Below are 25,432 nucleotides of genomic sequence, written 5' to 3' on the forward strand. Positions count from 1 at the left end.
GTAAGCAGCAACAAATGTTGTTGAAAGTCATCGCACTGGTTGGGCTTCGCTCGCCAGCGGGCAATCCTGTGCCCATGGCACGCATTCTCGTCACTGAGGAACTCGCTCCGACCGGTCTCGACAAGCTTCGAGCGGCCGGACACGAGGTCGACATCCAGCTCGGGCTGTCGCCCGAGGAACTCGTGGCGGCGATGCCCGGTGCCGCAGCGCTGATCATCCGCTCGGCCACCACCGTGACCGAAGAGGTGTTGGCGGCGGGCACCGATCTCACCGTCGTCGGTCGGGCCGGGATCGGTCTCGACAATGTCGACGTCGAAGCGGCCACCAAGCGTGGCGTCATGGTCTGCAACGCGCCGCAGTCGAACATCGTCACCACGGCCGAGCAGACGATGGCGCTGATCCTGGCCCAGGCCCGCAACATCCCGCAGGCTGACGCCGCCCTCAAGGCTGGTCGTTGGGAGCGGTCGAAGTGGACCGGTATCGAGCTCTACGACAAGACGCTCGGCATCGTCGGACTGGGACGCGTCGGCAAGCTCGTCGCCCAGCGAGCGCTGGCGTTCGGCATGAAGCTCATCGCGTACGACCCCTACATCTCCGAAGACCGGGCTCGTCAGCTGTCGGTCGAGCTGGTCGGTCTCGACGAGCTTGCGGCTCGGGCTGACATCGTCACCCTGCACGTCATCAAGACGCCCGAGACCGTCGGGCTGATCGGCGCCGATTTCTTCGCCAAGGCGAAGGACGGCATCCGCATCATCAACGTGGCTCGTGGCGGCGTGGTCGACGAGGCCGCCCTGCACGACGCCCTGGTGTCCGGCAAGGCCGCTGCCGCCGGCCTCGACGTGTTCGATACCGAACCGAAGACCGAATCGCCGCTGTTCTCGTTGCCCAACATCGTGGTCACGCCCCACCTCGGAGCGTCCACCCACGAGGCCCAGGACAAGGCCGGCGTCACCATCGCCGAGCAGGTCAACCTGGCGCTGGCCGGCGACTTCGTGCCGTTCGCCGTCAACATCGACGCCGCCGAGGTGGCGGGCACCATGAAGCCGTACCTCCCTCTCGCCGAGCAGCTCGGTCGGATGTTCGCGTCGTTCGTCGGCGACCTGCCGAGCACCGTCTCGGTGCGTTTCGAGGGCGAGATCGGCGGCTATGACAATCGTCTGGCCACCCTTTCGGCGATCAAGGGCCTGCTGTCGGTCGGCGCCACCGAGCCGGTGTCGTTCGTCAATGCCAACCCGCTCCTGGCCGAGCGCGGCGTCACCGTCACCCCAGTTGCCGACTCGACGTCTCGCGACTTCGTGAACAAGCTGACCATCGAAGGTGGTGACCACTCCATGTCGGCCACCCTCGTCGGCCTGCGTGACGAGGCCCGGATCATCGAGATCGACGGGCACGACGTCGACATCCCGCCGAGCGAGCACATGCTGGTCGTCCGCAACGATGATCGGCCGGGCGTGATCGGCGTCGTCGGCACGATGCTTGGTGAGGCCCAACTGAACGTGTCCGACATGGCCGTGGGCCGTGACCCCGGTGGCAACTCCGCCACGATGGTCATCACCACTCGCTCCCAGGTACCCACCGACCTCATCGCCAAGTTGGCGTCAGCCGAGGGCATCCTCAGCGTCGACGCCATCGAGTGCTGCTGAACGGCCGCCGCACTGAGGGAGGGGCGCGTCGAAGCACCGGCGGAGGCCGGTGGTTCGGGTGGCTGGGATCAGGTGGGGCTCAGCCGCCGGGCCAGATGCCGAGCGATTCGAGCCGAGTTTTGTGTCTGTGACATGGGCCGCATCTGGCTCGACCATTCGTCGGGACGGTGGGTCCGCCGTCGATGTGGCGAATCGTGTGATCGGCCTCGCAGTAGGAGGCGTGGGTGGAACAGCCGGCGCCCTGGCAGTGGCGATCCCGGATCATGATGCCCACCCGCTTGGCCCCCTTGAACAGGCGGGCTCGCTCGCTGGCAGTGAAGTCTGAGGTCTCGGTTTCGAAGACGAACTTGCGGACATAGCCGGCAAGAGCGAAGTCGAGTGCGTCGGCCGGTGCGAGCGGCATGCCCGAGAGGGTTTCGCATCGGTAGGTGCGGGCCCGCTCGGTGGCGTCGTTGGTCGCTCGGACGGGAGCTGGCAGCCCAACCGCCTGGGCGTCGCGGCGCTCGGCCTCGGCGATGGCGGTGTCGCTATCCATCACGATGTTGGCCGTGACGTGTGCGGTGCCAGGATCGGTGGCGATGCCCGAGTGCAGCAGCGACATCAGGGCGTCGTGCCACCGTTCGGTGTCGGTACGCAGGAGGTCGTCGAGGCTGGCGTCGCTGCCGACCCGTGCTTGGGCTTCGGCCCAGTCGGCTTCGAAGAGTTCGGCGACCTTGGCACGGAGCCCGGCTTCGATGGTGGCGAAGTGCGCCGTGGTGGTGTCGAGCTCACAGATGAGTTGGTGCCCGTTGCGGGTGTAGTTGAAGCGTCGCTTGTCGTGGGCCTGGGCGGCGAGATCATTCGGATCGACGGGGTCGACCAGCACCTCCCACGCTCGGAACAGATGGATGCACTCGACCCAGGGGCTGGTGGCCCAGCCGAGCAAGATGTCGAGGTCACGTTCGAGGTAGGGACGGAGCGCCCGCTGGTTCCAGATGCGAGTGAAGAGTCGAAGGTGATCGGCGTTGATGCGCCCGTTCCGGTAGGACTCGCCGATGCGCGGATGATGGTGATGGATGAGGCGAGCCAGGTTGACGTCTCGACCGGCGGTGTTCCGGTGGGTGCGAATTTCGTCGGCCAGCCAGTTGGCGGTGTCACGGTGGACCGCTCGCTTCGCCCGGTCGCGCTGGTGGGCACGGTTCAGCACCGCCAGGTAGTCAGCGTGGGCGATCTGGGCGGAGGCAGCGTGTGCGAGGACGGCCGCACGCAGTTCGGGGTCGGCGATCTCGGCCGGATCCATCGACACCGGCTCGAAGTAGTCGACGAACAACTCCCGCTCGTGATGTCGATTGCCGCCAACCATGGAGTAATGGTATCGAACATATGTTGCGTAGAGAACGTTTGAAAACAGAAATAGACATATTCAAAATGTGATACATGTCAGATAGTGGGAAAGGAGCGAAGGTGCGGGAGCGACCTGCGACCGGCAGACTCGGGCTCCATCGGTACGTGTCAGGAACGAGTGCGGCGATGAATGACGAGGAGCGCAACGCAGGCCTCTCGAGGACTCCCGGCTATCAGTACGCACAGGTGGTTGGTGACCAGCTCTTCATCGCCGGTCAGGTGCCGCTGGATGGGAGCGGCGACCTCGTGGGTGTCGACGAGCCACGTCAACAAGCGACCGCGTGTCTGGACAACATGCGGACCTTGCTCGGCGTCCACGGGTTCGGAATCGAGCACGTTCGTCACATCACGATCCATGTCGTTGGTCGTCATGAGCACCTGTTGCGGGCATGGGAGGCAGTGGTCGAATGGTTCGGCGGTGAGGTGCCTCCCGCAACGCTGCTCGGCGCGCATCTCCTCGGCTACCAGGGACAACTCGTCGAGATCGACGCGACGATTTTGCGTTCTGTGAGCGACTGATTGGCACGTGCTCGACCGGGCTTCGTTCACCGACGTGATGGGCTTTTGGGGGACTCGCCGGCGCCGATGATGGGCCGACGACCATCGCAAGGTGGTCGAATCAGGGCTCGACGACGATCCAGCCGCGGCGTTGGAGTTCGGCGGCCAGCTCGGCGGTGGGGATGCGGCGGAGTTGCTTCTCGGCCGGAGTCAGCTCGGCCCGGCCGGTTGTCGCCGCTGTCGGCGGCGCCGGACGTTTCGGCGTCGGTGTCGACGCCTTGACCTGCTCGGCGGCTGGCGGGTCACCATCGTGGAGCTCGGCCTCGGCCTGCAACTGCTCGATGAACGCCTCGGCCTCGTCGCGGGTGAACTTGCCGCCGGCCTGCCGTTGGGTGAACCCCATGGGGCCCCGTGCGTCACGGAAATCGGTGTGCCCGGCGGCTTCGAGGAGCTCGAGCAGTTGGTGCAGTTGGCTTCGAGTGGCCGGTGGGCCGGAGGGCTGTCCAAAAGCCATGCACACCAGTGTCGCAGCCGCCTGTGACAACGCCTCGGGCGGCGACAACACCCCACGGCGCGACATCGCCTCAGGCCGGGAGGGCGTCACTCCATGGTGCCATGTCGAGGCCTGGGTATTTGTGGCCCATGGCGTCGACCGTGGCCTCCGTCCAGTACGAATGGCCTGGCCGCGGCACGCCGAACAGCGCCAGATCGTCTGGCGACTTGCCTCGTACGAAGTCGGCGAAGACTCGATTGTTGCCGAGACGGCCGAACGCGTCGTAGCTGAACCACTCTGCGGCCGCAGGTCGGAATCCGATGACGAGCACGAATCGATGCGCATCGGGCCGCTGGAAGTCGGTGCCACGGTGCCAGACGTCGGAGCGATAGGCCAGCAGCGTGCCTCTCGCCCCGGTGGCGGCGACCTCGTGTTCGTACTGGTGCTCGACGTCGACGTGCGACCTACTGCGAGGCACCAGCCGTGGTGGCGCACCGTCGTCGTCGACATCGGTCAGGTAGAGGAACGTTTCCAGATGCCAGAAGCCGGGTTCCATCCGCGGTGGCAGGAGTGAGTGATTGGTGTCTCGGTGCAGTGGCTGCTCGTAGTTGGTGGCCCCGGCCCACTTCGCCCAGGCCGCTGCCTGGTAGATGCGCACGTCGTCATCGCCCAGCACGTGCCGAGCAAAGTCGACGATCCGAGGATGTACGAAGAGGTCATTGAGCGCCTGGCATCCCGCCAGGGGAAACCCTCGCATGCCATCGAACTGGCTCGCACGGAAGTGTTTCCCGTTCGGGTCGCCGTCGCCGAAGTGACGGGCCTTGTTGTAGTCCTCGGTGGTCGCTGCTTCGTACAGCGCCGCAAGCTCCGCGACCGCAGGGGCGATGTCGTCATCTGGTACGAGCCCTGGGACGACGGCGAAGCCTTCCTCGCGCCACTGGCGGACCGGCGTATCCATTTCATGGGTCACCGACACACTCTGACACGCCGTTCTGGCGCTTCGCCGAGGTCCCGAGAGCTACAAAAATGGTACGAAGGGCCTAGGTAAATTCATTCCGCTGCTCAAGTGGCCGAATTGGGCGTCGATACCCCAATCGTGAAGTGGTCGACGTGCGTTTGCACCCGAAGCGAGCATGGCGCGGTACTCGTCGAGTACGTGCTGCTGCTTGCCGTTTTCGTGGTCGGCGCCATCCAGATCATCGGCCTGATGGGCGACAGCGCGGCCGAGTATCAGGAAGAAGCGGCGTACGACGTCGGGCGTGAACAGGTGTGGCTGCCGAACACCACGACGACCACCACCATCCCGCCTTCGACGGCGCCGCCGATGACGACGACGACCACGACCGCTCCAACGACAACGACGACGACGACGGCGCCCACGACGACCACGACGGTGTCCACCACGACCACGGTGGGGACCCCGACGACGGCCACCACGGCACCGGGCCCGACCTCCACCACGACGACCGCCCCGACCACGACCACGACGACGGCGCCGACCACGACCACCACCGTCCCGACCACGACCACCACGGTCTTCGTGCCGCCGGTGGGATGATGATGGTTCGCGGCGAAAGGTCCGAGCGCGGAGCGGCCATGGTCGAAGCGGCGATCACGGCGCCGCTGTTGTTCGTGATGCTCTTCGGCATCATCGAGCTCAGCCTGCTCTTTCGCGATCGAGTCGCGCTGGACGCGGTCGGCTTCGACGCAGCGCGAGCGGCGGCGATCAGTGGCAACGACCAGGACGCTGACTTCCACGTACTCGAAGTGATCATGGACAGCGCATCGCCGATCGCCGAGCAGGACATCACCAAGATCGTCATCTTCGAGGCCGACGGGCCCGACGACTCGGTCCCTCCGGTCTGTTTGACGGGCTCGCAGGACGCCGCCGAACAGTGCAATCGCTACATGCCCGGACAGTTCGCCGAGCCGCTGAGCGACTTCGGTTGCCGGTCGGACCGCAACCTCGATCGCTTCTGGTGTCCGTACGAGCGCGTCGTCACGCAGAGTGCAGCCAACGGTGGACCACCGGACTACATCGGCGTCCATCTCGAGTTCAAGCACACCATGGTCACCGGCTTCTTCGGTGGCGAGCGCACGATGTCAACCACGTCCATCCTCCGCATCGAACCGAGAGACCTATGAGGCGCCGGTTCACCAGGGTCAGCCGCCGCAGCGAACGAGGCGCGGTGATGATTGAGGTTGCGATGGTGGTGCCGCTGCTCGCGACGCTGGTCCTCGGCGTCGCCGAGTTGGGCTTCCATGTTCGCGACATGCAGCGGATCACGGCGGCGTCGCAGGCCGGCGCTCGTGTCGTGTCGTCCGAAGGTGACGCTCGGCTCGCCGACTTCGATGCGCTGATGACCATGGCTGCGCCCCTGTCCGACATCGCTCCCGCCGATATCGAGCGCATCATCGTCTTCCTGCCCGAGAGCGACGGCGGGCTGCCGCTCGGTTGCGACACCAGCTCGATCCTCGACAAGTGCAACCACTACGACGGCAACTCGCTCGCACTCACCACGTCGTCGTTCACCGGAACGATCGACTGTGGCGTGTTCGACCCGGACCGGTTCTGGTGTCCTCTCGATCGTGAGACCGACCAAGGCGCGGGGACGGACTGGATCGGGGTGCGGGTCGAGGTGCGTCACGACAGCGTTGCTCCGTTCCTTCCCGACCGCACCATTACGGACACGACCATCATGCGCATCGAGCCGAGGTTCGAGCCATGACCGATCAGATGGTGCTCGATGAGGTCGTGTCCGATCGGATCGTGCTGGACGAGACCGTGCTCGATGAGACCGTGCTCGATGAGACCGGCAATGGTGCCGATGGCGTCGAGGAACGAGACGGCGAGCGTGGCTACGCACTTGCCCTCCTCGCCCTGTTGCTGTTGCCGCTGCTCGCCATCGCCGCCATCGGCGTCGACCTGGGCGTGTGGTATCTCCAGGCCCAGCAGAACCAGCGGATCGCCGACGCCAGCTCGCTCGCCGCCGTCGTCTGGCTGCCCGACGAGGACGCCGCTCGCGCCGTCGCCTACGACGCGGTGGCCCGCAACGGTCTGACGCCGGGAACCGACTCCACCGTCGATGTCACCATGCTGGGACAGAACCGGGTCAAGGTGCGGATCGCTACCAAGAGCCACCTTGGTTTCTCCCAGCTCTTCTTCGACGAGTTCGCCATCACCAGGTCGGCCATCGCCGAGTACAACCGTCCCCTGGCGCTCGGCAGTCCGGTCAACACGATCGGGAGCCCGTCGCTGTGGCTCGCCATCTCGGGCCGGTGCTCGGTTCGGGAGAACGGCGACCTGCGTGTGGCCGAATGGATGGCGGCGTACCCCGGCGGCTTCTATCCGCCCAACGACTGCTGGGGTACTCCCAACCCCGACGTCACCGGCGAGTACATCTACGCGATCACGATCGACCAGAAGCCATCGTCGCCGGTGAAGCTCGAGGTCTTCGACGGCACGTATGACCCGAACTCCGGTCTCGGGACCGACAGCGAGCTCGTGAACCCTTCGGCATTCGACACCAGGTTCGAGTTCTTCGACGCCGAGGGTCCGCCATTCGACCTCGATTCGCACACGAAGATCGCCGACATCGTCGTCGGCGACCGCGACGCCGCCTACACCAATTCGTGGCAGACCATCGGGACGATTGCCGACCCGGAGCCGGGCACCTACTACCTGCGGGTGACCACCCAGGGCGGAGGCAACCAGTCGACCGGATCCAACGGGTTCGCGCTCCGGGCCTACAGCGGCTTCGCCTACTCGCTGTGCTCGACGCTCACCACCGCCTTCGAGTACGACGCGACCTGCCCGCAGGTGTCGGCCGTCGAAGACCTCTCGCTCTACGCGTCGCTCAACGGCGGCTCGAGCGAGTTCTATCTCGCAGAGATCGGCGGCGAGCACGCCGGCAAGAAGCTCGAGATCTCGTTGTTCGACGTCGGTGAAGGTGCCCAGCTCATCGAGATCCTCGACCCCGACGGCGACCCGGTGAGTTTCGACTGGGAGACCGACTGCAGTGTGACCGCAGCCACCGGCGGCTGCTCCGGCTCGGGCACTTCACTCGACGTGAGCGGCGACGGCAACCAGGTCTACGCCGACACCCTCTCCAAGAGTCGTTACAACGACCGCATCGTCATCGCCACGGTGTCCCTGCCGGGCGACTACGCGACACGCTACGCCGGTCGGTGGTGGAGTATCCGCTACACCTACGGCAGCGACATTCACGACCGAACCACGTGGTCGGTCCGGATGATCGGTGACCCGGTACGACTCTCCGGCTGAGTCGTCATCGACGCCGACGCCGACGGGTCAGGCCTTCCAACCCCGCGGCCAGAGCAACGCGGCCACGAAACCGACGACGATGCCGGCGAGAAGCCGAGGGACGATGCGATCGTCGGTCACCTTCAGTTCAGCGGGGTGATGGTGGCGACGTTGGTGAGTTCCTGCTCGAGCCGGAACTCCTCGTCTCCGCTGCCGACGAGCACTTGAACACCTTCCACCGTGGCCGAACTCGACGGGAACGGACGAGTGAGATCGGCGTCGATGGAGCCCGTCGTCGCCACATCCCACGCTTCCACCGACACCTCGACGCCGGCAGCCAGGCCGGGGAAGTCGACCGGTCCGACGGGCACGATCTGGGTGCCCGTCACGTCCATCGTGATCGTGGCCCCGTCGATGGCCGTGACGGTGTAGGTGGACTCCTGGACCATGGCGATGCCGTTCACGGTCAGGGACTGCGTCTGCTTCCACGAGCCGCCGATGCCCATCGGCTCACTCGGCAAAGGATTGGCGAACTGGTTCTGAGCGGCGAGCGATTCCATGAACGTCTGGAGATCGCCGGCATTGGCCGCTCCGGCCGGCGGCTCGAACGCCTGGGCGAGGATGTAGCCCTGAGGGTCGATCGTGCTGAGGAAGGTCGAGCCGACCAACTGTTCGAGCTGGGACATCATCGTCTCGGCGATCGTTGGGTCGGTGCCCTCGGCCATGGAGACGTTGGTGTACACGGCGGTGAACTGATAGCCCTCCGGAACGGTCCGGGTGGTGAGCTCGACCTCGAAGAGACTCTCGAGATCGCTGACCTCGGAGGCGAGCTGGCCGTCGATCGTCTGGCGCAGGCTCTGGATCTGGCTCAGGCGGGCCGCGTAGACGCCGTCGGCGATTTCGTAGCGGAGCTCGACACGGGGCTCGGCGCCCTGGTCGACCACCTCGATCGTCGGAGCATCCACCGGCGCTGCGGCCATGGCGGTGGTGGTCGTCTCCTCGGCGGTCGTGGACGTTGCCTCGGCCGTGGTGGTCGTGGTCTCCGCGGCGGTCGTGGTCGTTGCCTCGGTCGTGGTGGTGGCCTCGGACGAGGTGTCGGCACTCCCGCTCCCACCGCAGCCGGCGGCGATCAGGGCTGATCCGAGCAGGATGGCGACGAGTCGAGCGGGGAGTGCGGGGGTGCGGGGATCGTTCACCCCGAGCACCGTAGCGAACGGTGCCCGAGGATCGGGGCCAGGTCGGATGTGACCGGTGTCAGCTCGTGGGCAACCAGGCCGGTCGATTGGCCTCGAAGGACGAGATGGCGTCGGCATGACGCAGGCTCAGTCCGATGTCGTCGAGGCCCTCGAGAAAGCGTTCCTGCGTGGCGTCGTCGAGAGGGAAGCTGGCCTCGAACCCGATGGCCGGGACTTCGACCGTGCGCCGCTCGACATCGATGGTGATCTCGACACTGGCGTCGGCGTCGACGGCCGACATCAGGCGAGCCACCTCGTCGGCCGTGAGGACGACGGGGACGAGACCGTTCTTGGTCGAGTTGTTCCGGAAGATGTCGCCGAAGCGGGGGCTGATGACGGCATCGAAGCCGTACTGCTGGATTGCCCATACGGCGTGCTCACGTGAGGACCCGACGCCGAAGTTCTCACCGGCGATCAAGATCGTGGCGCCGGAGAACCGCTCTTCGTTGAGGACGAAACTCGGCTCGTCGCGCCATTCCGAGAAGAGACCCTTCTCGAAACCGGTGCGCTCGACCTGCTTGAGCCAGTCGGACGGGATGATCTGATCGGTGTCGACGTCGGAGCGGTCGAGGGGGACGGCGGTGCCGGTGACGATGCGAACTGCTTTCATGGTGCTCTCTTCTCTCGGGCGGGGCGTGCAGGGGCGGTCAGGCCAGGTCGGCTGGGGTGGCGAAGCGGCCGACGATCGCGGTGGCAGCGGCGATCTCTGGCGACACCAGATGGGTGCGACCACCGCGGCCCTGGCGGCCTTCGAAGTTGCGATTGCTGGTCGATGCCGAACGCTCGCCGACGCTGAGCTTGTCGGGGTTCATGGCGAGGCACATCGAGCACCCCGGGTCGCGCCAGTCGAAACCGGCGTCGACGAAGATCTTGTCGAGACCCTCGGCCTCGGCCTGTGCCTTCACCTTCCACGACCCCGGAACCACGAGGGTGCGCATGCCATCGGCCACCTTGCGGCCCTTGGCCACGCCGGCGGCCGCCCGGAGGTCTTCGATGCGGGAGTTGGTGCACGAACCGATGAACACGGTGTCGACCTTGATGTCGGCGAAGGGCGTGCCGGCCTCGAGACCCATGTAGGCCAGGGCCCGTTCGGCGGCGCCACGAGCAGACGCATCGGCGAAGTCGGCCGGGTTCGGCACCACACCGGCGATCGCTGCGACCTGACCGGGGTTGGTGCCCCACGACACCTGCGGCGTGATGGTGGAGGCATCGAAGATGACCTCGCTGTCGAACGTGGCGCCCTCATCGCTCGGCAGGGTCTTCCACTCGGTGACGGCAGCATCCCAGTCGGCACCCTTCGGCGCATGGTCGCGGCCTTCGAGATAGTCGAAGGTGGTCTGGTCGGGAGCGATCATGCCGGCCTTGGCGCCGGCCTCGATCGACATGTTGCAGACCGTCATTCGGCCTTCCATGGACAGATTGCGGACGGCCTCGCCGCGGTACTCGATGATGTGGCCGATGCCGCCACCGGTGCCGATGGCACCGATGATCGCGAGGATCAGATCCTTCGCCGAGGACTCGGGCGGCAGACTTCCTTCGACGGTGATCGCCATGGTCTTGGGCCGCAGCTGCGGCAGGGTCTGGGTGGCGAGCACGTGCTCGACCTCGCTGGTGCCGATGCCGAAAGCGAGCGCTCCGAAGGCGCCGTGGGTGGCGGTATGGGAGTCGCCGCACACCACGGTCATGCCGGGCTGGGTGAGGCCCTGCTCCGGGCCGATCACGTGGACGATGCCCTGGCCGGGCGAGTTCATCGGGTGATTCGTGATGCCGAACTCGGCGGTGTTGTTGCGCAACGTCTCGATCTGCTTGGCGCTGATCTCGTCGGCGATCGGCTGATCGGTGTTCTCCGTTGGCACGTTGTGGTCTTCGGTGGCAACGGTGAGATCGGGGCGCCGGACCGTGCGGTTCGACAACCGCAGGCCGTCGAACGCCTGCGGCGAGGTGACCTCGTGGACGAGGTGGAGGTCGATGTAGAGGAGATCGGGTTCACCGGGGCCACCGGTGGCGACGACATGTCGGTCCCAGAGCTTGTCGGCCAGGGTGCGGGGTTCAGTCACGCGTGCTCCATCCTCGAGGTTTCACTGATCTCATCATTTGAGACGATAATCTCATTTGGTGGACGACATCGTACCTTCGCCGAGCGGCAGTGTGACAGCCTCGATCAGTGGGGTCGGGGTGATCGACAAGGCGATGCTCATCGTCGACGCCCTCGCGGGCCGACCGTGCACACTCAACGATCTCGTCGAGACCAGCGGCTTGAACCGGGCGACGGCTCACCGCCTCGCCTCGGCCCTCTGCGACCACGGGATGGCACGACGGCTCGACGATGGCCGCTTCGCACTCGGGTACCGCCTCCTGGAACTCGGGCGACGCGTCGCCGAGGAACTCCCCCTCGCCGCTATCGCCCAACCCATCCTCGAGCAGCTGCGAACCGAGACCCAGGAGAGTGCCCAGCTCTACGTGCAAGACGGCTCGGAACGCGTCTGTGTCGCCGCCGCCGAATCCGAGCACGGCCTTCGCACCATTGTTCCGGTCGGCCGACGACTCACGATGGCCAAGGGCTCGGCTGCGTTGGTGCTCCTCGGCCGGACACCCGACACCGGCTACGCCGTCTCGGTCGGCGAGCGTGAACCCGGCGTGGCCTCGGTGAGCGCGCCCGTGCACGACGCCTCCCGACGCGTCGTGGCAGCCATCAGCGTGTCGGGCCCCATCGATCGGACCTCGACCGACCCCGGCCACCGCTACGGGCACCAGGTCATCGACGCCGCCACCGACCTCGAAACCGCGCTCGGCTGGCGCTGAGCTTGCTCGGCTACGCCTCGGTCACACCGCTCGGCTACGCCTCGATCTCCACCACGGTGACGCTCAACATGCCGCCCGGCGCCTCATACGACACCGAGTCGCCCTTGCCGGCACCCAGCAGCGCCTGACCCAGCGGGGAACCCGGCGACATCACCGTGACGCCGTCGCGGCGCTCCTCGATCGAACCGATCAGGTACTTCTCGATGTCGTCGTCGCCCTCATAGCGGATCGACACGACACAACCGGCGGTGACGGTGTCGAGGTCGGACTCGTCGACCTCGACGATCTCGGCCTTCTCGAGCAGGCCGCCGAGATGGGCGATCCGACCCTCCATCTTCCCTTGCTCCTCCTTGGCGGCGTGGTAGTCGCCGTTCTCGGAGAGGTCGCCCAGTTCCCGGGCGGATTCGATCTTCTGGGCGATCTCGATGCGACCGCGGGTGGTGAGGTCGTCGTACTCGCTCTTCAGGCGGGTGAAGGCTTCTTTTGACAGCTGTTGTTTGTCAACCACGCTCCCGAGGCTAATGCGAGTCGACGGTCCTAGCGTCGCTTGCCGAGCATGTAGCTCAAGTGGATCGTGCCGATCAGGCCGAGCAGCCAGAAGCTGATCGTCTGCGGCTCGCTGATCCGGTGACGCAACAGTGCCGTGTCGGAGTTGAAGTACTCGCTCGAGGTGCCGTAGGTCGCAGCGAACTGGGTGCGCTCCACCATGTAGGCGACCGACAGCACCATGAGCAGGTACAGCACAGAGGCCAGGGTGGCGCGAACGTCGCTGTGGCGAGCACCACCGGCGATTCGCACGGCGACGGCGATCGCCGCTCCGATCAGCGGCGCCAACCAGGCAAGCTGGGTGAGGGTGTCGACTTCGTAGCGGTACCACAGCCAGCCGCCGGCCAAGGCGACGATGCCGCCGAAGATCGTGGCGCTGACCATGTCGGGCTGCTCGCGCGACGGCACCTCGGCCATCACACGTTTGCGTCCCAGGGGTGTGGGGTCGTGAACGATCTCGGAGGCTTCCGCCGCCTCCATCCACGATTCTGGCGCTGTGCGCATCGAGTAGTTGGTGTCGATTTGAGTCATGAGAAGCCGTCCTGTGCAAAGACTTCGGCAAAATCTCACGGGAGCTTGAGCGATAGGCTCGATCTTCGGCGCGGCCCTGGTTGGTCGTGCCATCACCATCGTGATCGGACACCGATCGAGGCAGACCAGCGCCGGCATCGACGGCACTCGGAGGAGTAACAGCGTGAGCAACTACCGAATCGCAATCGTGGGCGGCGACGGCATCGGACCCGAGGTCATCCGCGAAGGCTTGCGAGTGATCGCCGCTGCAGGCGTCGAACTCGACACGGTCGACTACGACCTCGGTGGGGAGCGCTACCTCAAAGACGACGTGATCCTGCCCGACTCCGTGCTCGCCGAGTGGCGCAAGCTCGATGCCATCTACCTCGGCGCAGTGGGCACCCCCGACGTTCCCCCCGGCGTGATCGAGCGGGGCCTGCTGCTCAAGATGCGCTTCGATCTCGACCTCTATGTCAACCAACGCCCGTTCAAGCTCGACGGCAGCCACGACTTCGTCGTGATCCGGGAGAACACCGAGGGCACCTACGCCGGCGAGGGCGGGTTCCTGCGCAAGGGCACGGCCGACGAGATCGCCACCCAGGGTTCGGTCAACACCCGCAAGGGCGCCGAGCGGGCGATCCGCTACGCCTTCGAGTTGGCCACCACCCGACGCAACCACCTCACCCTCGTCCACAAGACCAACGTGCTCACCTTCGCCGGCGACCTCTGGCAGCGCACGTTCGACGAGGTGGCCAAGGAGTATCCGGGCGTCGAGACCGCCTACAACCACGTCGACGCGGCCTGTATCTACTTCGTCCAAGACCCTCAGCGCTACGACGTCATCGTCACCGACAACCTCTTCGGTGACATCCTCACCGATCTCGGCGGTGCCGTGTCGGGCGGTATCGGTCTGGCCGCTTCGGCCAACCTCAACCCCGATCGCACCGCGCCGTCGATGTTCGAGCCGGTGCACGGCTCGGCTCCCGACATCGCCGGTCAGTCCAAGGCCAACCCGATCGCCGCCATCATCTCGGGAGCCATGATGCTCGACTTCCTCGGCGAGACCGTCGCCGCCGCCCGCATCATGGCGGCCTGCGACGCTTGCGCCGATGCCACCGGTTCCACCACCGAGATCGCCGACGCCGTGATCGCCGCTCTGTGATTGCCGCCCTCCCATTGCCGCCCAGTAGCAGGAACGAGACGCACCCATGACCGAACACATGACGATCTCGCGCGAGGGCCTGCGCCGGCCCGAATGGCCGGAAACGGTCGAGATCTTCGACACCACCCTGCGCGACGGCTCACAGTTCGAAGGCATCGCACTCACCGCCGACGACAAGCTGAAGATCGCTCGTCAACTCGACTCGCTCGGTGTGCACTACATCGAGGGTGGTTGGCCCGGCTCGAACCCACGAGACGACGAGTTCTTCGCCCGCGCTGCTGCCGGTGAACTCCAACTCGAGACCTCGGAACTGGTGGCCTTCGGGTCGACTCGCCGTCCGAACGGCAAGGTCGACGTCGACGAGACCCTGGCGAACCTGTTGCGGGCCGAGACCGGCATCTGCTGCATCGTGGCCAAGTCGTGGGACTACCACGTGGTCGAGGCGCTGCGGACCACGCTCGACGAAGGCGTCGCCATGATCGCCGACTCGGTCGAGTTCCTGCGCTCGGAAGGTCGCCGAGTGTTCGTCGACTTCGAGCACTTCTTCGACGGCTACAAGCGCAACCCCGAGTTCGCCCTCCGCTGCGTCGAGGCGGCCGCCATCGCCGGCGCCGAAGTGCTGGTGCTGTGTGACACCAACGGCGGCTCGCTCCCGCACGAGATCGAGGAAGCAACCGCCGAGATCGTGCGGGCCTTCCCCGAGGTGACCGTCGGGATGCACACCCAGAACGACACCGGCTGCGCCGTGGCGAACGCGGTCGCCGGGGTTCGAGCCGGCGCCACCCATGTCCAGGGCACGATCAACGGCTACGGCGAACGCACGGGCAACTGCGATCTCACCACGTTCGTGCCGAACCTGTCGTTGAAGATGGGCATCCGGACCCTGCCAAACGGCTCACTCGAGCGCCTCACGTCGGTGAGCCGCCATGTCGCCGAACTCGTGAACCTGCCGCCCAACGACGCCCTTCCCTACGTCGGCAAGTCGGCGTTCGCGCACAAGGCCGGGCTGCACACCTCCGCCATCGCTCGCCGGCCCGACGCCTACGAGCACATCGATCCGGCGCTGGTCGGCAATGGCACCCGCTTCCTGGTGTCCGACCTCTCGGGCCGCTCCACCGTCGAACTCAAGGCCAAGCAACTCGGCCTCGAACTCGACGGCAACCAGCTCAAGCTCGTGCTCGACGAACTGAAGGCCCTCGAGCACGCGGGCTACCACTTCGAAGCGGCCGACGCTTCCCTGCAGCTGCTCATGCGGCGGGCCACCGGTTGGCGCAACCCATTCTTCGAGCTGGAGTCGTTCCGCGTCCACGTCGAGCATCGTCCCGGCGAGAAGATGGCCCTCGAGATGAATCCGCTCGGCCACCACGACGGCGTCGAGACCGATGCCGTCGTGAAGCTGATCATCGATGGTGAGCGGGTGGTCGCCACCGGTGAAGGCAACGGTCCGGTGAACGCGCTCGACGCCGCCTTCCGGGCGGCCATGGGCGACCGCTACCCCGAGCTGGGGCGCGTGAAGCTCACCGACTTCAAGGTGCGCATCCTCGACTCGCTGAGTGGGACACAGGCCATCACTCGGGTGCTGATCGACGCCTCCGACGGTGATCGCCGCTGGACCACGATCGGGGTGAGCGAGAACATCATCGAGGCCAGCTGGCAAGCGCTCGCCGATTCGATGATCTACGCCCTCGACGCGCTCGTCACCGCGCCGGAGACCGCGAGCTGACCCACCGCGCCCGAGGCCCCGAGCTGGCGCGAGCGCTCGGTCAGTTGCCGGGCTGCCAGATCATCATGATCAGGCCGATGGCGAGCAGGACCTGCGTGAGGCCCTCGCCGATCGCCAGCTTCCCGGCCAGCGCCTTGGCGTCGGCGTCGGACTCGAGCGGCGTGTCCGGGTCGATGGCTTCGGCCCGCTCGGTCAGGCCACGAATGGCCGGTCGAACCATGCCGTGGGCGATGCCGACGACGGCGATCACGATCAGGAACGATGCCGAGATCCACGCTGCGCCGAAGCTGATGGCGCCGTCGGACAGGGAGATCATCACGATGCCGAGCACGAACATCGCATAGATCGCATAGTGAGCGATGTTCGTGACCGCCGCCGTGTTGCGGAGGAGCACCGCCGCCTCACCGGCTTTCGCCCGGAAGGCCTTGGCGTTGTAGGCACCGTGGGCGATCAACCCGCCGAAACCGACGATGGCGGTCAGCACGTGGAGGAGCTGGACGATGCGGAAGATGACGGAGGTGGTGCCCATCCGCCGCACGGTAGCCCGCGACGCACCCGTTCGGTTCGTCGCACGGCGCGCCGTCGTGCCCACATTCGACCGAGGTCGCTAACCTGTCGACGTGGCTGCTCCCGATTTCGTGCCGACCGATCCCATCCAGCGTGTTCGCCGATACAGCTCACCTCCTCGGCGTGGTGACTCCTGGGTCGCCGACCGGCCCGGCGACCTGACCACGCCGGGCATGCCGAGAGGCGTGCGGCTCGGCACCACCGGACCCGACCAGGGGTATGCCTACAAGCTGGTCCGCCAGTTCGACGATCGGCTCGAGCTCGGAAAAGTTCATCGGGCCGACGCCGTCGCCGGGTGCGTCGGGGTGGCAATGAAGCGATCGGCGCTGTTCGGCCGGGGGCCGATGGTCCACGATCTCACTGCCGCCTTCACCCTCTTCGGTTTCCTCGACGACGCACCCGATCCCGAGCTCGTCGCCTTCCGCGAGGCCGCCTTCGCCGAAGTCTCGAGCCACCATCACTATGTCGAGCGCCAAGAGCTGATCGACATGGTGCCCGACGCGGTCCTGCGTCGCCCACACGCAGCGATCATTGCCGACTACGGCAGCGGCTGGCGCAAGAACCTGCCGTCGGCGTAGACCTCAGCTGCCGAGTGCTTCGGCCGCTGTCGACGCTGCGGTGCGCAGCTGATTGTTGACCGATTCGAGCGCTGCCGGATCGGCTTGGCTGCCGAGCACCGACATCGCTCCGTCGGGGAGTTCGTCGGCCGCAATGCACCCGCGTGGCGGTTCGACCAGCCCGGCCTGCATGGCGTGGATGTCGTCGCCGTCGAGTCCGGCGAGCGACGGCTCAGGCAGCGGGTTCTCCGGGGTCTCCATCGGCGTTCCGTCGAGGGCGAGGGTCTCGACGTAGACGCACATCGACTGCCAGAGCTCGCGGACCACCATGATGTGGCCGTTCTGCGCGGTGACCAGCCCGTTGAAGACCCAGTCGGGTGACTGCTTGTCGGTGATCGTTCGCTGCTCGACGACGTGGACCTCGTTGGTGGTGAGGTCGACGGCGTAGATCGCCACCTCTTGGTGCACGGGATCGGAACGGGTGTTGTCGCCGCCCGCTTCCGCGAGATCGGGACGATCGGTGAAGTCGCTCACGAGAAGGAAGGGGTGGTCGCCGAGCGGGGCGACGTCGGTGACCCGGCGTTCGGTGGTCGGGAGCGCCTCCGGGAGTTCGAGCGTGGTCATCGACCCATCGACGGCGCGGTGGGTCAGCCGGCCTTCCTCGACCACGATGGCGCCGCCGAGCCCGTCGGCCAGTTCGCTACGTCGTGCCGCTTGCACCGACTGGGTCACGCCGGCGTCGATGGTGGTGGTGAGGACGGTGGTCGTGGTGGATGCGGGCCGCCAGTCGTCGTTGCCCGGTTCGTACATCGACGCCGCTCGGTTCTCGACAGGCGGTTCGACCGGGGCGGTGGTCGTGGTGACGACGTCGACGGTCGGTCCGGCGGCATCGATCGAGGTGGTGGCAGGGCCGCGCAACAGCTGGGCCGAGGAGAACCCGAGCCCACCGACGACCACGACGGAGGCGGCGGTCACCCCGATCTGGCGCCGCCGCTTGCGTTGCGCCGCCCGGGCGATGATGGCCTCGATGTCGGGCGAGGTGGGCAGTGCGGTCCCGGCGCGGCGCAGGCGATCGATGATCGAGGCGGCGTGGCGTGGCGTCATGAGGCGGTCTCGAGATGGGTGCGGAGGCGCTCGAGGCCGCGACTCATGCGGCTCTTGGCGGTGCCAGGCGAAATGCCGAGTGCCTCGGCGGTGTCTCGCTCGGAATAGCCGAGCAGGTGACGCAGGACCACGACCGAACGGAACTTGATCGGGAGTGCGGCCAGCGCCTTGGCCAGGTCCTCGTCGACGTAGGCGTCGTGCTGGTCGTCGAGATCGATGGTCGACAGCAGTTGACGCTCCTTGTTGCGGCGCCAGATACGGCGTCGACCCCAGTTGAGGCCGACTCGGTAGACCCAGCCGGCGGGGTTCGACATGGTGTCGACGGTGTCCCACCGTTCATAGGCCCGAGCGAAGGCCTCGTCGGCCGCTTCTCGGCCAAGATCGTGACTCCCGAGCGCCCAGCCGAGGGCATTCGCCATCGATGCGTGCTCGTCGGCACAGAACTGCTCGAAGCGAGCCTTGGCGGTCGCGTCGGCGACGATCGTGAGGTCGGCATCTTCGACGGCCGTGCCTTCGACGACCGTGCCCTCGACGACCGCGCCCTCGACGACTGTGCTCTCGACGCGCGTGTCGCTGGGGTCGACCGCGGCGGATTCGTCCACCTCGGTCGCCTCGTGGGTCATCGTGAGCACAGCCCTGAAAGCCCCGAGTCCGCAGATCGGTTCCCGAAACGGCACAGAATCTCGGGGCAGGTGCTGCCCCTCCGGGTGATGGGCGGCGGGCGGATCCCGGCTGGACGACTCCCGGCCACAGCTAGCCTTGCTCCCCGTGACCGTGCGAGTACGTTTCTCTCCAGCTCCAACCGGCTACCTCCACGTGGGTGGCGCCCGATCGGCATTGTTCAACTGGCTGTACGCCCGCCACACCGGGGGCACCATGGTGCTGCGGATCGAAGACACCGACGCCGACCGCAGTCGCCCGGAGCTGATCACGGCAATTCACGAGAGCCTCCAATGGTTGGGGATCGACTGGGACGAGGAGTACCGGCAGTCGGATCGGTTCGATCGCTACGTCGCTGCGGCCAACGGCTTCCTCGAGCGTGGCCTGGCCTACCGCTGCGACTGTACCCAAGAAGCCGTGCAGGAGCGGGCGAAGGCCGCAGGGAGTGCCGGCTACGACGGCCATTGCCGTAACCGCAACGTGGCGCCGGGCGAGGGCGTGGTCATCCGATTCCGCACGCCCGACGAGGGCATCATCGGGTGGGACGACCTGATCCGGGGTCGAGTCGAGTTCGATGCGGCGGTGCTCGAGGACTTCATCGTGGTCCGCTCCAGCGGTGTGCCGATGTTTCATCTGGCCAATGCACTCGACGATCTCGAGATGAACATCACCCACGTCGTGCGGGGCGAGGACCTCGTCAACACCACCCCTCGTGTGCTCCTGCTCCGACAGGCGATCATCGACAGTCGGCCCGACGACGAGCATCCGCCGCCACCGGCGTACGCCCACCTGCCGCTCATCGTCAACGAGAAGCGGCAGAAGTTGTCGAAGCGCCGTGACGATGTCGCCGTCGGTGACTACCGGACGCGAGGCTTCCTCCCCGACGCCATGCGCAACTACCTCCTCACGCTCGGTTGGGGTCCCAAGGACGACGTCGAGATCGCCCCGATCGAGAAGTTCATCGCCGAGTTCGAACTGGCCGACATCAACAAGGCGCCGGCCTTCTTCGACATCAAGAAGCTGGAGCACTTCAACGCCGAGTACATCCGTGCCCTCCCGATCGAGTCGTTCGTCGAGCTGAGTCAACCGTTCCTCGGCGGCATCGATCCGGCGTTGTTCGCCACGCTGGCGCCGTTCGTGCAGGAGCGAGTCAAGCGACTCGAGGAGATTCCCTCGTTCCTGGCATGGGTCGTCGGCGAGCCGGCCGAGCCCGATGACAAGGACTGGAAGAAGGTGATGGGGAAGGACGACGTCCCGGCGGTGCTCGACCTCGTCATCGAGCGGCTCGAGACCTCCGAGTGGACCCCCGAAGCCATCGGCGAGGTGGTGTTCGGTGTCGGCACCGAGCTCGACACCAAGACCCAGATGCCCGTTCGCATGGCGCTGACCGGAGCCCGCTCGGGGATCCCGCTGTTCGAGCCGATGGCCGAGATGGACCGCAGTGTGGTGCTCGACCGACTCCGAGCGGCGCGGGCCAAGCTGTAGCGTTCGTCGATGGCAGGCCGCGGCGTTGCACCGATCGAGGATCGAGTCGCCGGTCGTTCCCGTCGACGCCTCCGGTGGGCGTTGGTGCTCGTCGGTCTCCTGGTCTTCTATGTCGTGGCGACCTTCGTCGATGTGTGGTTGGCCTCGCGTCAGCACTACGAGGGGTCGGCCGACGCGGTCGTGGTGCTGGGGGCGGCGCAGTACAACGGCACCCCATCACCGGTGTTGCAGGCCCGGCTCGACCACGCGGCCGAGCTCTACTTCGCCGGCCTGGTCGACGTTGTCGTCGTCACGGGCGGCAACCAAGAGGGTGACGTCACCACCGAGGCCAAGGCGGGCTACGACTACCTCCGAGTGACGGCACAGATTCCCGACGATGCGCTGCTGCTCGAGGTCGACGGGCACTCGACCTACGAGTCGCTCCGGGCGACCGCCCGATTCCTCGAAGCGCGAGAGGTCAACACCGTGATCCTCGTCACCGACCCGTATCACGCCAAGCGGTCGTTGCTGATCGCCGCCGAGGTCGGACTCGACGCCGAGGTGTCGCCGACGTCGCTGGGGGCGCCCCTCGATCGGCTGGTCGAAGAGACGGTGGCGGTGGCCGTCGGGCGCATCGTTGGGTTCCGGCGGCTCGACAACCGGTAGACAGCCGCACAACGTGGCCGCGGAGAAAGTTGGTGGCCGAAGGTGGTCGTCTCCGCCGTGCGGGGCCGATAACGTGGTGGCTTCCCTCGGGGATGGTGTAATTGGTAACACTAGTGCTTCTGGTGCATTCATTGGGGGTTCGAGTCCTCCTCCCCGAACCACGGATCTGAACGAGTTGGGTGTGATCTACCCACTCGCTAGGATCCGCTCGCTGTTCATCGGGCCGCTGGTCGGCACGGTGGGTAGCTGGAAGTCCTGCCCCGTTCGTCTAGCGGCCTAGGACGCTGGCTTCTCATGCCAGTAGCACGGGTTCAAATCCCGTACGGGGTGCAAAACCAACGAAGCCGGCCCCCCAGGGTCGGCTTCGTGGCTTTGGGTCGGAGCCTTGATCGTGACGGTCGGTCTGACGATCAGGCGGCGATGTAGCAGATGCCTTCGTAGATCCTGCGCTGGAGGCCCTCGACGTCGATGTCGGGCCAATCCTCGGGCCATTCGGGGAGCACGGCGAGTACCACGTCACGAGGCAGGTCGACGCCCTCGACCAGCGAGCGGTCGTGCTCGTTGGCTTCGACGGCCAGCTCGAGCCACGCCCCGTCGATGACGAGGGTGGAGCGGATCTGGCCTCGAGCAACGCTCACCAGGGCGACCTGGCGAGGAAGGTAGGCAGCAGACGAGCCGGCGATACGCATGAACTCATCGGCGAGCAGATCCGACCCTACATCGTTCAGATCGAGGCGAACGGTGGCGTGCACGACGACGGCGGGGGCGGCGATCTCGGGGCGGGTTGCCTGATCCTGACGGTAGCTGCTCATGGACGCAAGCTTCGGAACGGTGCCGAGCACTATGACCGTCGCCGGGGAAAGTTTCCGGTCCCGGTCGGTCGACGTCCGATGTCGCTCAGACGGTCACGGTCGGGTGGTCGGCGGCCTCGGCGAGTTGGCGCTGCATCGTGGCTTCGTCGTAGTGCCGGAAGAGCAGCGCAGCGACGAGATAGAGGATCATGCCGGCGAGCCCGGAGAGGCGAATACCCAGGTCATCACCGACGTCTCGGCCGAAGGCCGCGAGGAGGGCGAACACCATCACCCCGATCGTCTGGCCGAGCTTCTGCATGAAGGTGCGGGCCGCGAAGAAGGTGGCGGCGGTGGCCTGGCCGGTGGTGACGGCGGCGTGTTCGGCGATGTCGGACAGGATCCATTGGGGGATCACGCTCAAGATGGCGAACGGCACGGCGAACAGCAGGATCAGTAGGACGGCCTCGGCCCAGTTGGGCAGCGGCGAGCGTCCGAGGAATACGACGCCGACGAAGTCCACGGCCGAGACGACGAAGGCGAACACCACGAGCTGCTTGCCGCTGCGGAGCTTCGCCTGCCGGTTGACGATCGGGTAGAGGAACATCGAGACGACGACCATCAGGAGCAGGAGGGGAGCGGTGAGGGTCTCGTCCAGTTCGAGCAGCACCGTGACGTAGTAGAGGAGGCCGGTCTGGATGATCGTGAGACCGGAGAAGAAGGCGAAATCGGCGGCCAGGTAGTAGCGGAAGAACGGGTTGGAGAACACGAGCCGGAGTGCCTGACGGATCGGCACGGCGCTCGGCGTCGAGCGGACCAGCGACGGTTCGTCGATCATTCGGATCGGGGCCCACATGCAGGCCAAGGCCACGCCGACCACGGTGACCACCGAACCCTGCCAGGCACGGATCGGCTCGAGCCCGACGCGTTGGTACATCGCCGAGATGAACGGGCTGAGGGCCGCGACCATGATGCCGACCGCCCAGGCGACCGAGGTCCACGTTGCGAGGTCGAGGCGTTCCGATGGGGTGCGACCGAGATCGGCAACGAGGCTGAACGCCGGGGTGACGTACGCCGTGAGGGCCAGGTAGAGCACCGCCTGGACGCCGAGGAGCCAGAGGATGTTCCACCCGCTCACGTCGCGCACCGGTGGGACGAAGAGCAGGATCGTGGCCAGTGCGGCAGGGATCGCCTCGATGCGCATGAACGGGATCCGTCGACCGAGCGCGTGAGTCGAGCGGTCGGACGCGACGGCGATCAGCGGATCGGTGACGGCATCGAGCAGCCGGCCCGCTGCGGCGATGACCACGATGGCGTTGAGCACGAAGAGGAACGTGGCGTCGGTCACGAGGGGCGGCAGGCCGGCCGACGTCGGCGGCAGGTAGAAGTAGACGAGCAGAATGGCGATGAGGTTGATCAGGACCGACATCCCGCCGTGGCCGAGGCTCAGACCCAACACCACGCGGCGGGGATGGGCAGCCAGTTCGCCAGGGTTCGTCACGGTCGTGAACGCTAACGACCTACCGATAGGTTGCCGTCGTGGTCACCCGCCCTGTTCATCTGATGGTCGCCGGTTTGGTGCTCGCGGGACTGGGCGCGAGTTGTTCGGAGGAGAAGGCGACGATCGTCGACCTCAATGCCACGACCACGACCGCGGCGGCCGACACGGCCACCGGATCATCGGTGTCGATGGCGCCATTCACCGACGAGATCGATCCCGACGATCCCAACGCCGAAGCTCGCCAGCAGGTGATCGACGCCGCCCGTCAGCAATGTCTCGACGACCCGACGCTCGACGAGGGTGTCGTGCGCATCGTCGTCGAGGCGACGGGTGAGATCGCCAACGAGTATCGAGTCGACTGCGCCGAGGTGCGAGCCGAAGAGGGCTGATCGGCGCCCCGCTGATCCACAGGACGCCGCCGTTCAGTCGGCCGAGCGGGGGCGATCCGGGAGCCAGTAGCGGCGCCGGTCTGCGACGCTCGACAGCGTGCCGTTGGCGTTCGCGTCGCTGTCGAGGGGGCCGAGCTTCGATCGGTCGATCCGCTGCGAGCCGTAGATGCCGCGGTTCGAGCTGAACAGGTACGAGGTGACGCAGCCGATGGCCAGCGGCACGATGATCCCGGTGCCGAAGAGCTCGACGCCCATGATCGTGCAGGCGATGGGGGTGTTGGTCGCGCCGGCGAAGACCGAGACGAAGCCGACGGCAGCGAAGACGCCGACCGGAGCACCGAAGAGGTGGCCGATCGTCGCTCCCAACGTGGCCCCGATGACGAACAGCGGTGTCACCTCACCGCCCTGGAACCCAGATCCCAGCGTGACGGCGGTGAACACGACCTTCCACGCAAAGGCGAAGGCGGCGACCCCGGCGGCCCCGGTGAGCGGGTCGGCGGCGACGGCGTCGACGATCAGCGGCACCGACAGCCCGAGGTAGTCGCGGGTGCCGGCCACGAAGGTGAGGCCGATCACGACGAGCCCACCCAGGAATGGGCGGAGCGGGGGCCAGCTGACGAACCGGCCCATCAGATGCTTACATCCGTGGGTCAACTCGACGAACGCGATGGCAACGAGGCCGAACGCGATGCCGGCGGCGACGAGTTCGGCGGCGCTCAGCGGGGTGAGGTCGAACGCAGCGAAGGTCGGCACGGGTGTGTGGCCGACGCCAAGGAGCTCGACGACGCTGTTGCCAACGATCGACGCCACGAGTGCCGGGACGATGGCGTCGTGGCGGATGCGGCCCAGCGACTGCACCTCGAGCCCGAAGACGAACCCGGCGATGGGAACACCGAACACGGCGCCGAAACCGCCGGAAATGGCGGCGATCAGCATGATGCGACGGTCGGCGCCGGTGAGTTTCGCCACCCTGCCGATCACCGCGTCGCTCAGGCTGCCCGACATCTGGATTGCCGTGCCCTCGCGACCGGCCGAGCCGCCGAAGAGGTGGGTGATGACGGTGGTGAGCAGCACCATCGGTGCCATCCGCCGTGGCAGCCATGCGGTGGGTTCGTGGATCTCTTCCAACAGCAAGTTGTTGCCCCGGGCTGCCGTTCCCGCATAGGCGTGGTAGCTCCAGCCCACCATCAGACCGGCGACGGGGAGCAGGTAGAGCAGCCACCCGTTGTCGGTGCGGGTGTCGGTCGCCCAGGTCAGCATGGTGAGGAAGGCCGCCGAGGAGCCGCCGGCCAAGACACCGACCGCCGAGCCGAGGACGATCCACAGCGCCAGGTGTCGCAGCAGCTGCCATTGCTCGGCGGGGTCGAAGCGGATGAGCGACTGAATGGATCGGTAGACCCCGGAGGTGGTGCGCTGCTCGGCACCGATCTGCGAGTCATGTGGTCGTCGCTCGGTCATCGTGCCTCGCAGCGTAGAC

26 protein-coding genes and 2 tRNA genes are annotated in these 25,432 nt (G+C 66.6%); 14 read left to right on the forward strand and 14 right to left on the reverse strand.

The features are described from left to right. Nucleotides 1-74: 74 nt before the first annotated feature. Nucleotides 75-1,643 (forward strand): phosphoglycerate dehydrogenase, encoded by a 1,569-nt coding sequence (gene serA / locus R2733_13850; GenBank protein ID MEZ5377585.1) that lies wholly within the window; start codon nucleotides 75-77, stop codon nucleotides 1,641-1,643. Nucleotides 1,644-1,722: 79 nt separating this feature from the next. Here the strand turns inward: serA and R2733_13855 are convergent, their stop codons facing one another. Continuing rightward, nucleotides 1,723-2,985: an HNH endonuclease signature motif containing protein gene (locus R2733_13855; protein MEZ5377586.1), complete on the reverse strand. Its 1,263-nt coding sequence runs from the start codon at nucleotides 2,983-2,985 to the stop codon at nucleotides 1,723-1,725. Between the two features lie 167 nt (nucleotides 2,986-3,152). Between R2733_13855 and R2733_13860 the strand changes: the two genes are divergently transcribed. Further along, nucleotides 3,153-3,545 (forward strand): RidA family protein, encoded by a 393-nt coding sequence (locus R2733_13860; protein ID MEZ5377587.1) that lies wholly within the window; start codon nucleotides 3,153-3,155, stop codon nucleotides 3,543-3,545. A gap of 100 nt (nucleotides 3,546-3,645) precedes the next feature. Here the strand turns inward: R2733_13860 and R2733_13865 are convergent, their stop codons facing one another. Beyond that, complete coding sequence (locus R2733_13865; GenBank protein ID MEZ5377588.1) at nucleotides 3,646-4,038, reverse strand: hypothetical protein; 393 nt, start codon at nucleotides 4,036-4,038, stop codon at nucleotides 3,646-3,648. Nucleotides 4,039-4,108: 70 nt separating this feature from the next. Beyond that, nucleotides 4,109-4,987: a phytanoyl-CoA dioxygenase family protein gene (locus R2733_13870; protein MEZ5377589.1), complete on the reverse strand. Its 879-nt coding sequence runs from the start codon at nucleotides 4,985-4,987 to the stop codon at nucleotides 4,109-4,111. A 299-nt stretch (nucleotides 4,988-5,286) separates the two neighbouring features. Between R2733_13870 and R2733_13875 the strand changes: the two genes are divergently transcribed. The 3 genes from R2733_13875 to R2733_13885 are packed head-to-tail and all read left to right on the forward strand — an operon-like array spanning nucleotide 5,287 to nucleotide 8,302. Beyond that, on the forward strand, nucleotides 5,287-6,162 hold the full coding sequence (locus R2733_13875) for a TadE/TadG family type IV pilus assembly protein (protein MEZ5377590.1): 876 nt from the start codon (nucleotides 5,287-5,289) through the stop codon (nucleotides 6,160-6,162). 47 nt (nucleotides 6,163-6,209) lie between these two features. Beyond that, complete coding sequence (locus tag R2733_13880) at nucleotides 6,210-6,746, forward strand: pilus assembly protein (protein ID MEZ5377591.1); 537 nt, start codon at nucleotides 6,210-6,212, stop codon at nucleotides 6,744-6,746. Continuing rightward, nucleotides 6,743-8,302 (forward strand): pilus assembly protein TadG-related protein, encoded by a 1,560-nt coding sequence (locus R2733_13885; GenBank protein MEZ5377592.1) that lies wholly within the window; start codon nucleotides 6,743-6,745, stop codon nucleotides 8,300-8,302. The genes R2733_13880 and R2733_13885 overlap by 4 nt, the downstream gene beginning before the upstream one ends. A gap of 122 nt (nucleotides 8,303-8,424) precedes the next feature. Here R2733_13885 and R2733_13890 read toward each other — a convergent pair whose 3' ends face one another. Genes R2733_13890 through leuC form a run of 3 tightly spaced genes read right to left on the reverse strand, consistent with a single transcriptional unit; the run spans nucleotide 8,425 to nucleotide 11,573 of the window. After that, nucleotides 8,425-9,477, reverse strand: coding sequence for a hypothetical protein (locus R2733_13890; protein MEZ5377593.1), 1,053 nt, complete (start codon nucleotides 9,475-9,477; stop codon nucleotides 8,425-8,427). Between the two features lie 58 nt (nucleotides 9,478-9,535). Then, nucleotides 9,536-10,126: a 3-isopropylmalate dehydratase small subunit gene (leuD, locus tag R2733_13895; GenBank protein ID MEZ5377594.1), complete on the reverse strand. Its 591-nt coding sequence runs from the start codon at nucleotides 10,124-10,126 to the stop codon at nucleotides 9,536-9,538. 37 nt (nucleotides 10,127-10,163) lie between these two features. Next, nucleotides 10,164-11,573, reverse strand: coding sequence for a 3-isopropylmalate dehydratase large subunit (leuC, locus tag R2733_13900; protein ID MEZ5377595.1), 1,410 nt, complete (start codon nucleotides 11,571-11,573; stop codon nucleotides 10,164-10,166). A gap of 58 nt (nucleotides 11,574-11,631) precedes the next feature. Here leuC and R2733_13905 point away from each other — a divergent pair, with 58 nt between their 5' ends. Next, the gene (locus R2733_13905) at nucleotides 11,632-12,318 is read left to right on the forward strand and encodes an IclR family transcriptional regulator (protein ID MEZ5377596.1); all 687 of its coding nucleotides are present in this window, start codon (nucleotides 11,632-11,634) and stop codon (nucleotides 12,316-12,318) included. A gap of 34 nt (nucleotides 12,319-12,352) precedes the next feature. On the opposite strand, the gene greA is transcribed toward R2733_13905, so the two are convergent. After that, the gene (greA, locus tag R2733_13910; protein MEZ5377597.1) at nucleotides 12,353-12,826 is read right to left on the reverse strand and encodes a transcription elongation factor GreA; all 474 of its coding nucleotides are present in this window, start codon (nucleotides 12,824-12,826) and stop codon (nucleotides 12,353-12,355) included. A 29-nt stretch (nucleotides 12,827-12,855) separates the two neighbouring features. After that, a complete protein-coding gene (locus R2733_13915) occupies nucleotides 12,856-13,395 on the reverse strand; it encodes a hypothetical protein (GenBank protein MEZ5377598.1) in 540 nt (179 codons plus the stop codon). 163 nt (nucleotides 13,396-13,558) lie between these two features. On the opposite strand from R2733_13915, the gene R2733_13920 reads away from it, so the two are divergent. Together R2733_13920 and cimA are read left to right on the forward strand one after the other, a co-directional pair. Continuing rightward, complete coding sequence (locus R2733_13920) at nucleotides 13,559-14,536, forward strand: 3-isopropylmalate dehydrogenase (protein ID MEZ5377599.1); 978 nt, start codon at nucleotides 13,559-13,561, stop codon at nucleotides 14,534-14,536. A gap of 46 nt (nucleotides 14,537-14,582) precedes the next feature. After that, nucleotides 14,583-16,259: a citramalate synthase gene (gene cimA / locus R2733_13925; protein MEZ5377600.1), complete on the forward strand. Its 1,677-nt coding sequence runs from the start codon at nucleotides 14,583-14,585 to the stop codon at nucleotides 16,257-16,259. A 40-nt stretch (nucleotides 16,260-16,299) separates the two neighbouring features. Here cimA and R2733_13930 read toward each other — a convergent pair whose 3' ends face one another. Then, entirely contained in the window at nucleotides 16,300-16,788 is a 489-nt protein-coding gene (locus R2733_13930; protein ID MEZ5377601.1) for a DUF2269 family protein, read from the reverse strand. 91 nt (nucleotides 16,789-16,879) lie between these two features. On the opposite strand from R2733_13930, the gene R2733_13935 reads away from it, so the two are divergent. After that, nucleotides 16,880-17,404 (forward strand): hypothetical protein, encoded by a 525-nt coding sequence (locus tag R2733_13935; protein ID MEZ5377602.1) that lies wholly within the window; start codon nucleotides 16,880-16,882, stop codon nucleotides 17,402-17,404. Between the two features lie 3 nt (nucleotides 17,405-17,407). On the opposite strand, the gene R2733_13940 is transcribed toward R2733_13935, so the two are convergent. After that, nucleotides 17,408-18,487, reverse strand: coding sequence for a hypothetical protein (locus R2733_13940; protein MEZ5377603.1), 1,080 nt, complete (start codon nucleotides 18,485-18,487; stop codon nucleotides 17,408-17,410). After that, the gene (locus R2733_13945; GenBank protein MEZ5377604.1) at nucleotides 18,484-19,089 is read right to left on the reverse strand and encodes a sigma factor-like helix-turn-helix DNA-binding protein; all 606 of its coding nucleotides are present in this window, start codon (nucleotides 19,087-19,089) and stop codon (nucleotides 18,484-18,486) included. Before R2733_13945 ends, R2733_13940 begins: the two co-directional genes overlap by 4 nt. 166 nt (nucleotides 19,090-19,255) lie before the next feature. On the opposite strand from R2733_13945, the gene gltX reads away from it, so the two are divergent. The 4 genes from gltX to R2733_13965 all read left to right on the forward strand — a co-directional run bounded on the left by gltX (nucleotide 19,256) and on the right by R2733_13965 (nucleotide 21,607). After that, entirely contained in the window at nucleotides 19,256-20,632 is a 1,377-nt protein-coding gene (gene gltX, locus R2733_13950; GenBank protein MEZ5377605.1) for a glutamate--tRNA ligase, read from the forward strand. Nucleotides 20,633-20,641: 9 nt separating this feature from the next. Continuing rightward, nucleotides 20,642-21,277: a YdcF family protein gene (locus R2733_13955; protein ID MEZ5377606.1), complete on the forward strand. Its 636-nt coding sequence runs from the start codon at nucleotides 20,642-20,644 to the stop codon at nucleotides 21,275-21,277. An 86-nt stretch (nucleotides 21,278-21,363) separates the two neighbouring features. Then, nucleotides 21,364-21,438, forward strand: a tRNA-Gln gene (locus tag R2733_13960). 96 nt (nucleotides 21,439-21,534) lie between these two features. Further along, a tRNA-Glu gene (locus R2733_13965) sits at nucleotides 21,535-21,607 on the forward strand. Nucleotides 21,608-21,687: 80 nt separating this feature from the next. On the opposite strand, the gene R2733_13970 is transcribed toward R2733_13965, so the two are convergent. Together R2733_13970 and R2733_13975 are read right to left on the reverse strand one after the other, a co-directional pair. After that, nucleotides 21,688-22,089, reverse strand: coding sequence for a hypothetical protein (locus R2733_13970; protein ID MEZ5377607.1), 402 nt, complete (start codon nucleotides 22,087-22,089; stop codon nucleotides 21,688-21,690). 85 nt (nucleotides 22,090-22,174) lie between these two features. Then, nucleotides 22,175-23,566, reverse strand: coding sequence for an MFS transporter (locus tag R2733_13975; protein MEZ5377608.1), 1,392 nt, complete (start codon nucleotides 23,564-23,566; stop codon nucleotides 22,175-22,177). Nucleotides 23,567-23,604: 38 nt separating this feature from the next. Here R2733_13975 and R2733_13980 point away from each other — a divergent pair, with 38 nt between their 5' ends. Continuing rightward, complete coding sequence (locus R2733_13980) at nucleotides 23,605-23,955, forward strand: hypothetical protein (GenBank protein MEZ5377609.1); 351 nt, start codon at nucleotides 23,605-23,607, stop codon at nucleotides 23,953-23,955. 33 nt (nucleotides 23,956-23,988) lie between these two features. Here R2733_13980 and R2733_13985 read toward each other — a convergent pair whose 3' ends face one another. Further along, nucleotides 23,989-25,413, reverse strand: a complete 1,425-nt coding sequence (locus tag R2733_13985) for a voltage-gated chloride channel family protein (GenBank protein ID MEZ5377610.1) — start codon at nucleotides 25,411-25,413, stop codon at nucleotides 23,989-23,991. Nucleotides 25,414-25,432 lie beyond the last annotated feature (19 nt).

The sequence above is a fragment of the Acidimicrobiales bacterium genome, from assembly GCA_041394265.1.
Classification (GTDB): Bacteria; Actinomycetota; Acidimicrobiia; order Acidimicrobiales; family SZUA-35; genus JBBQUN01.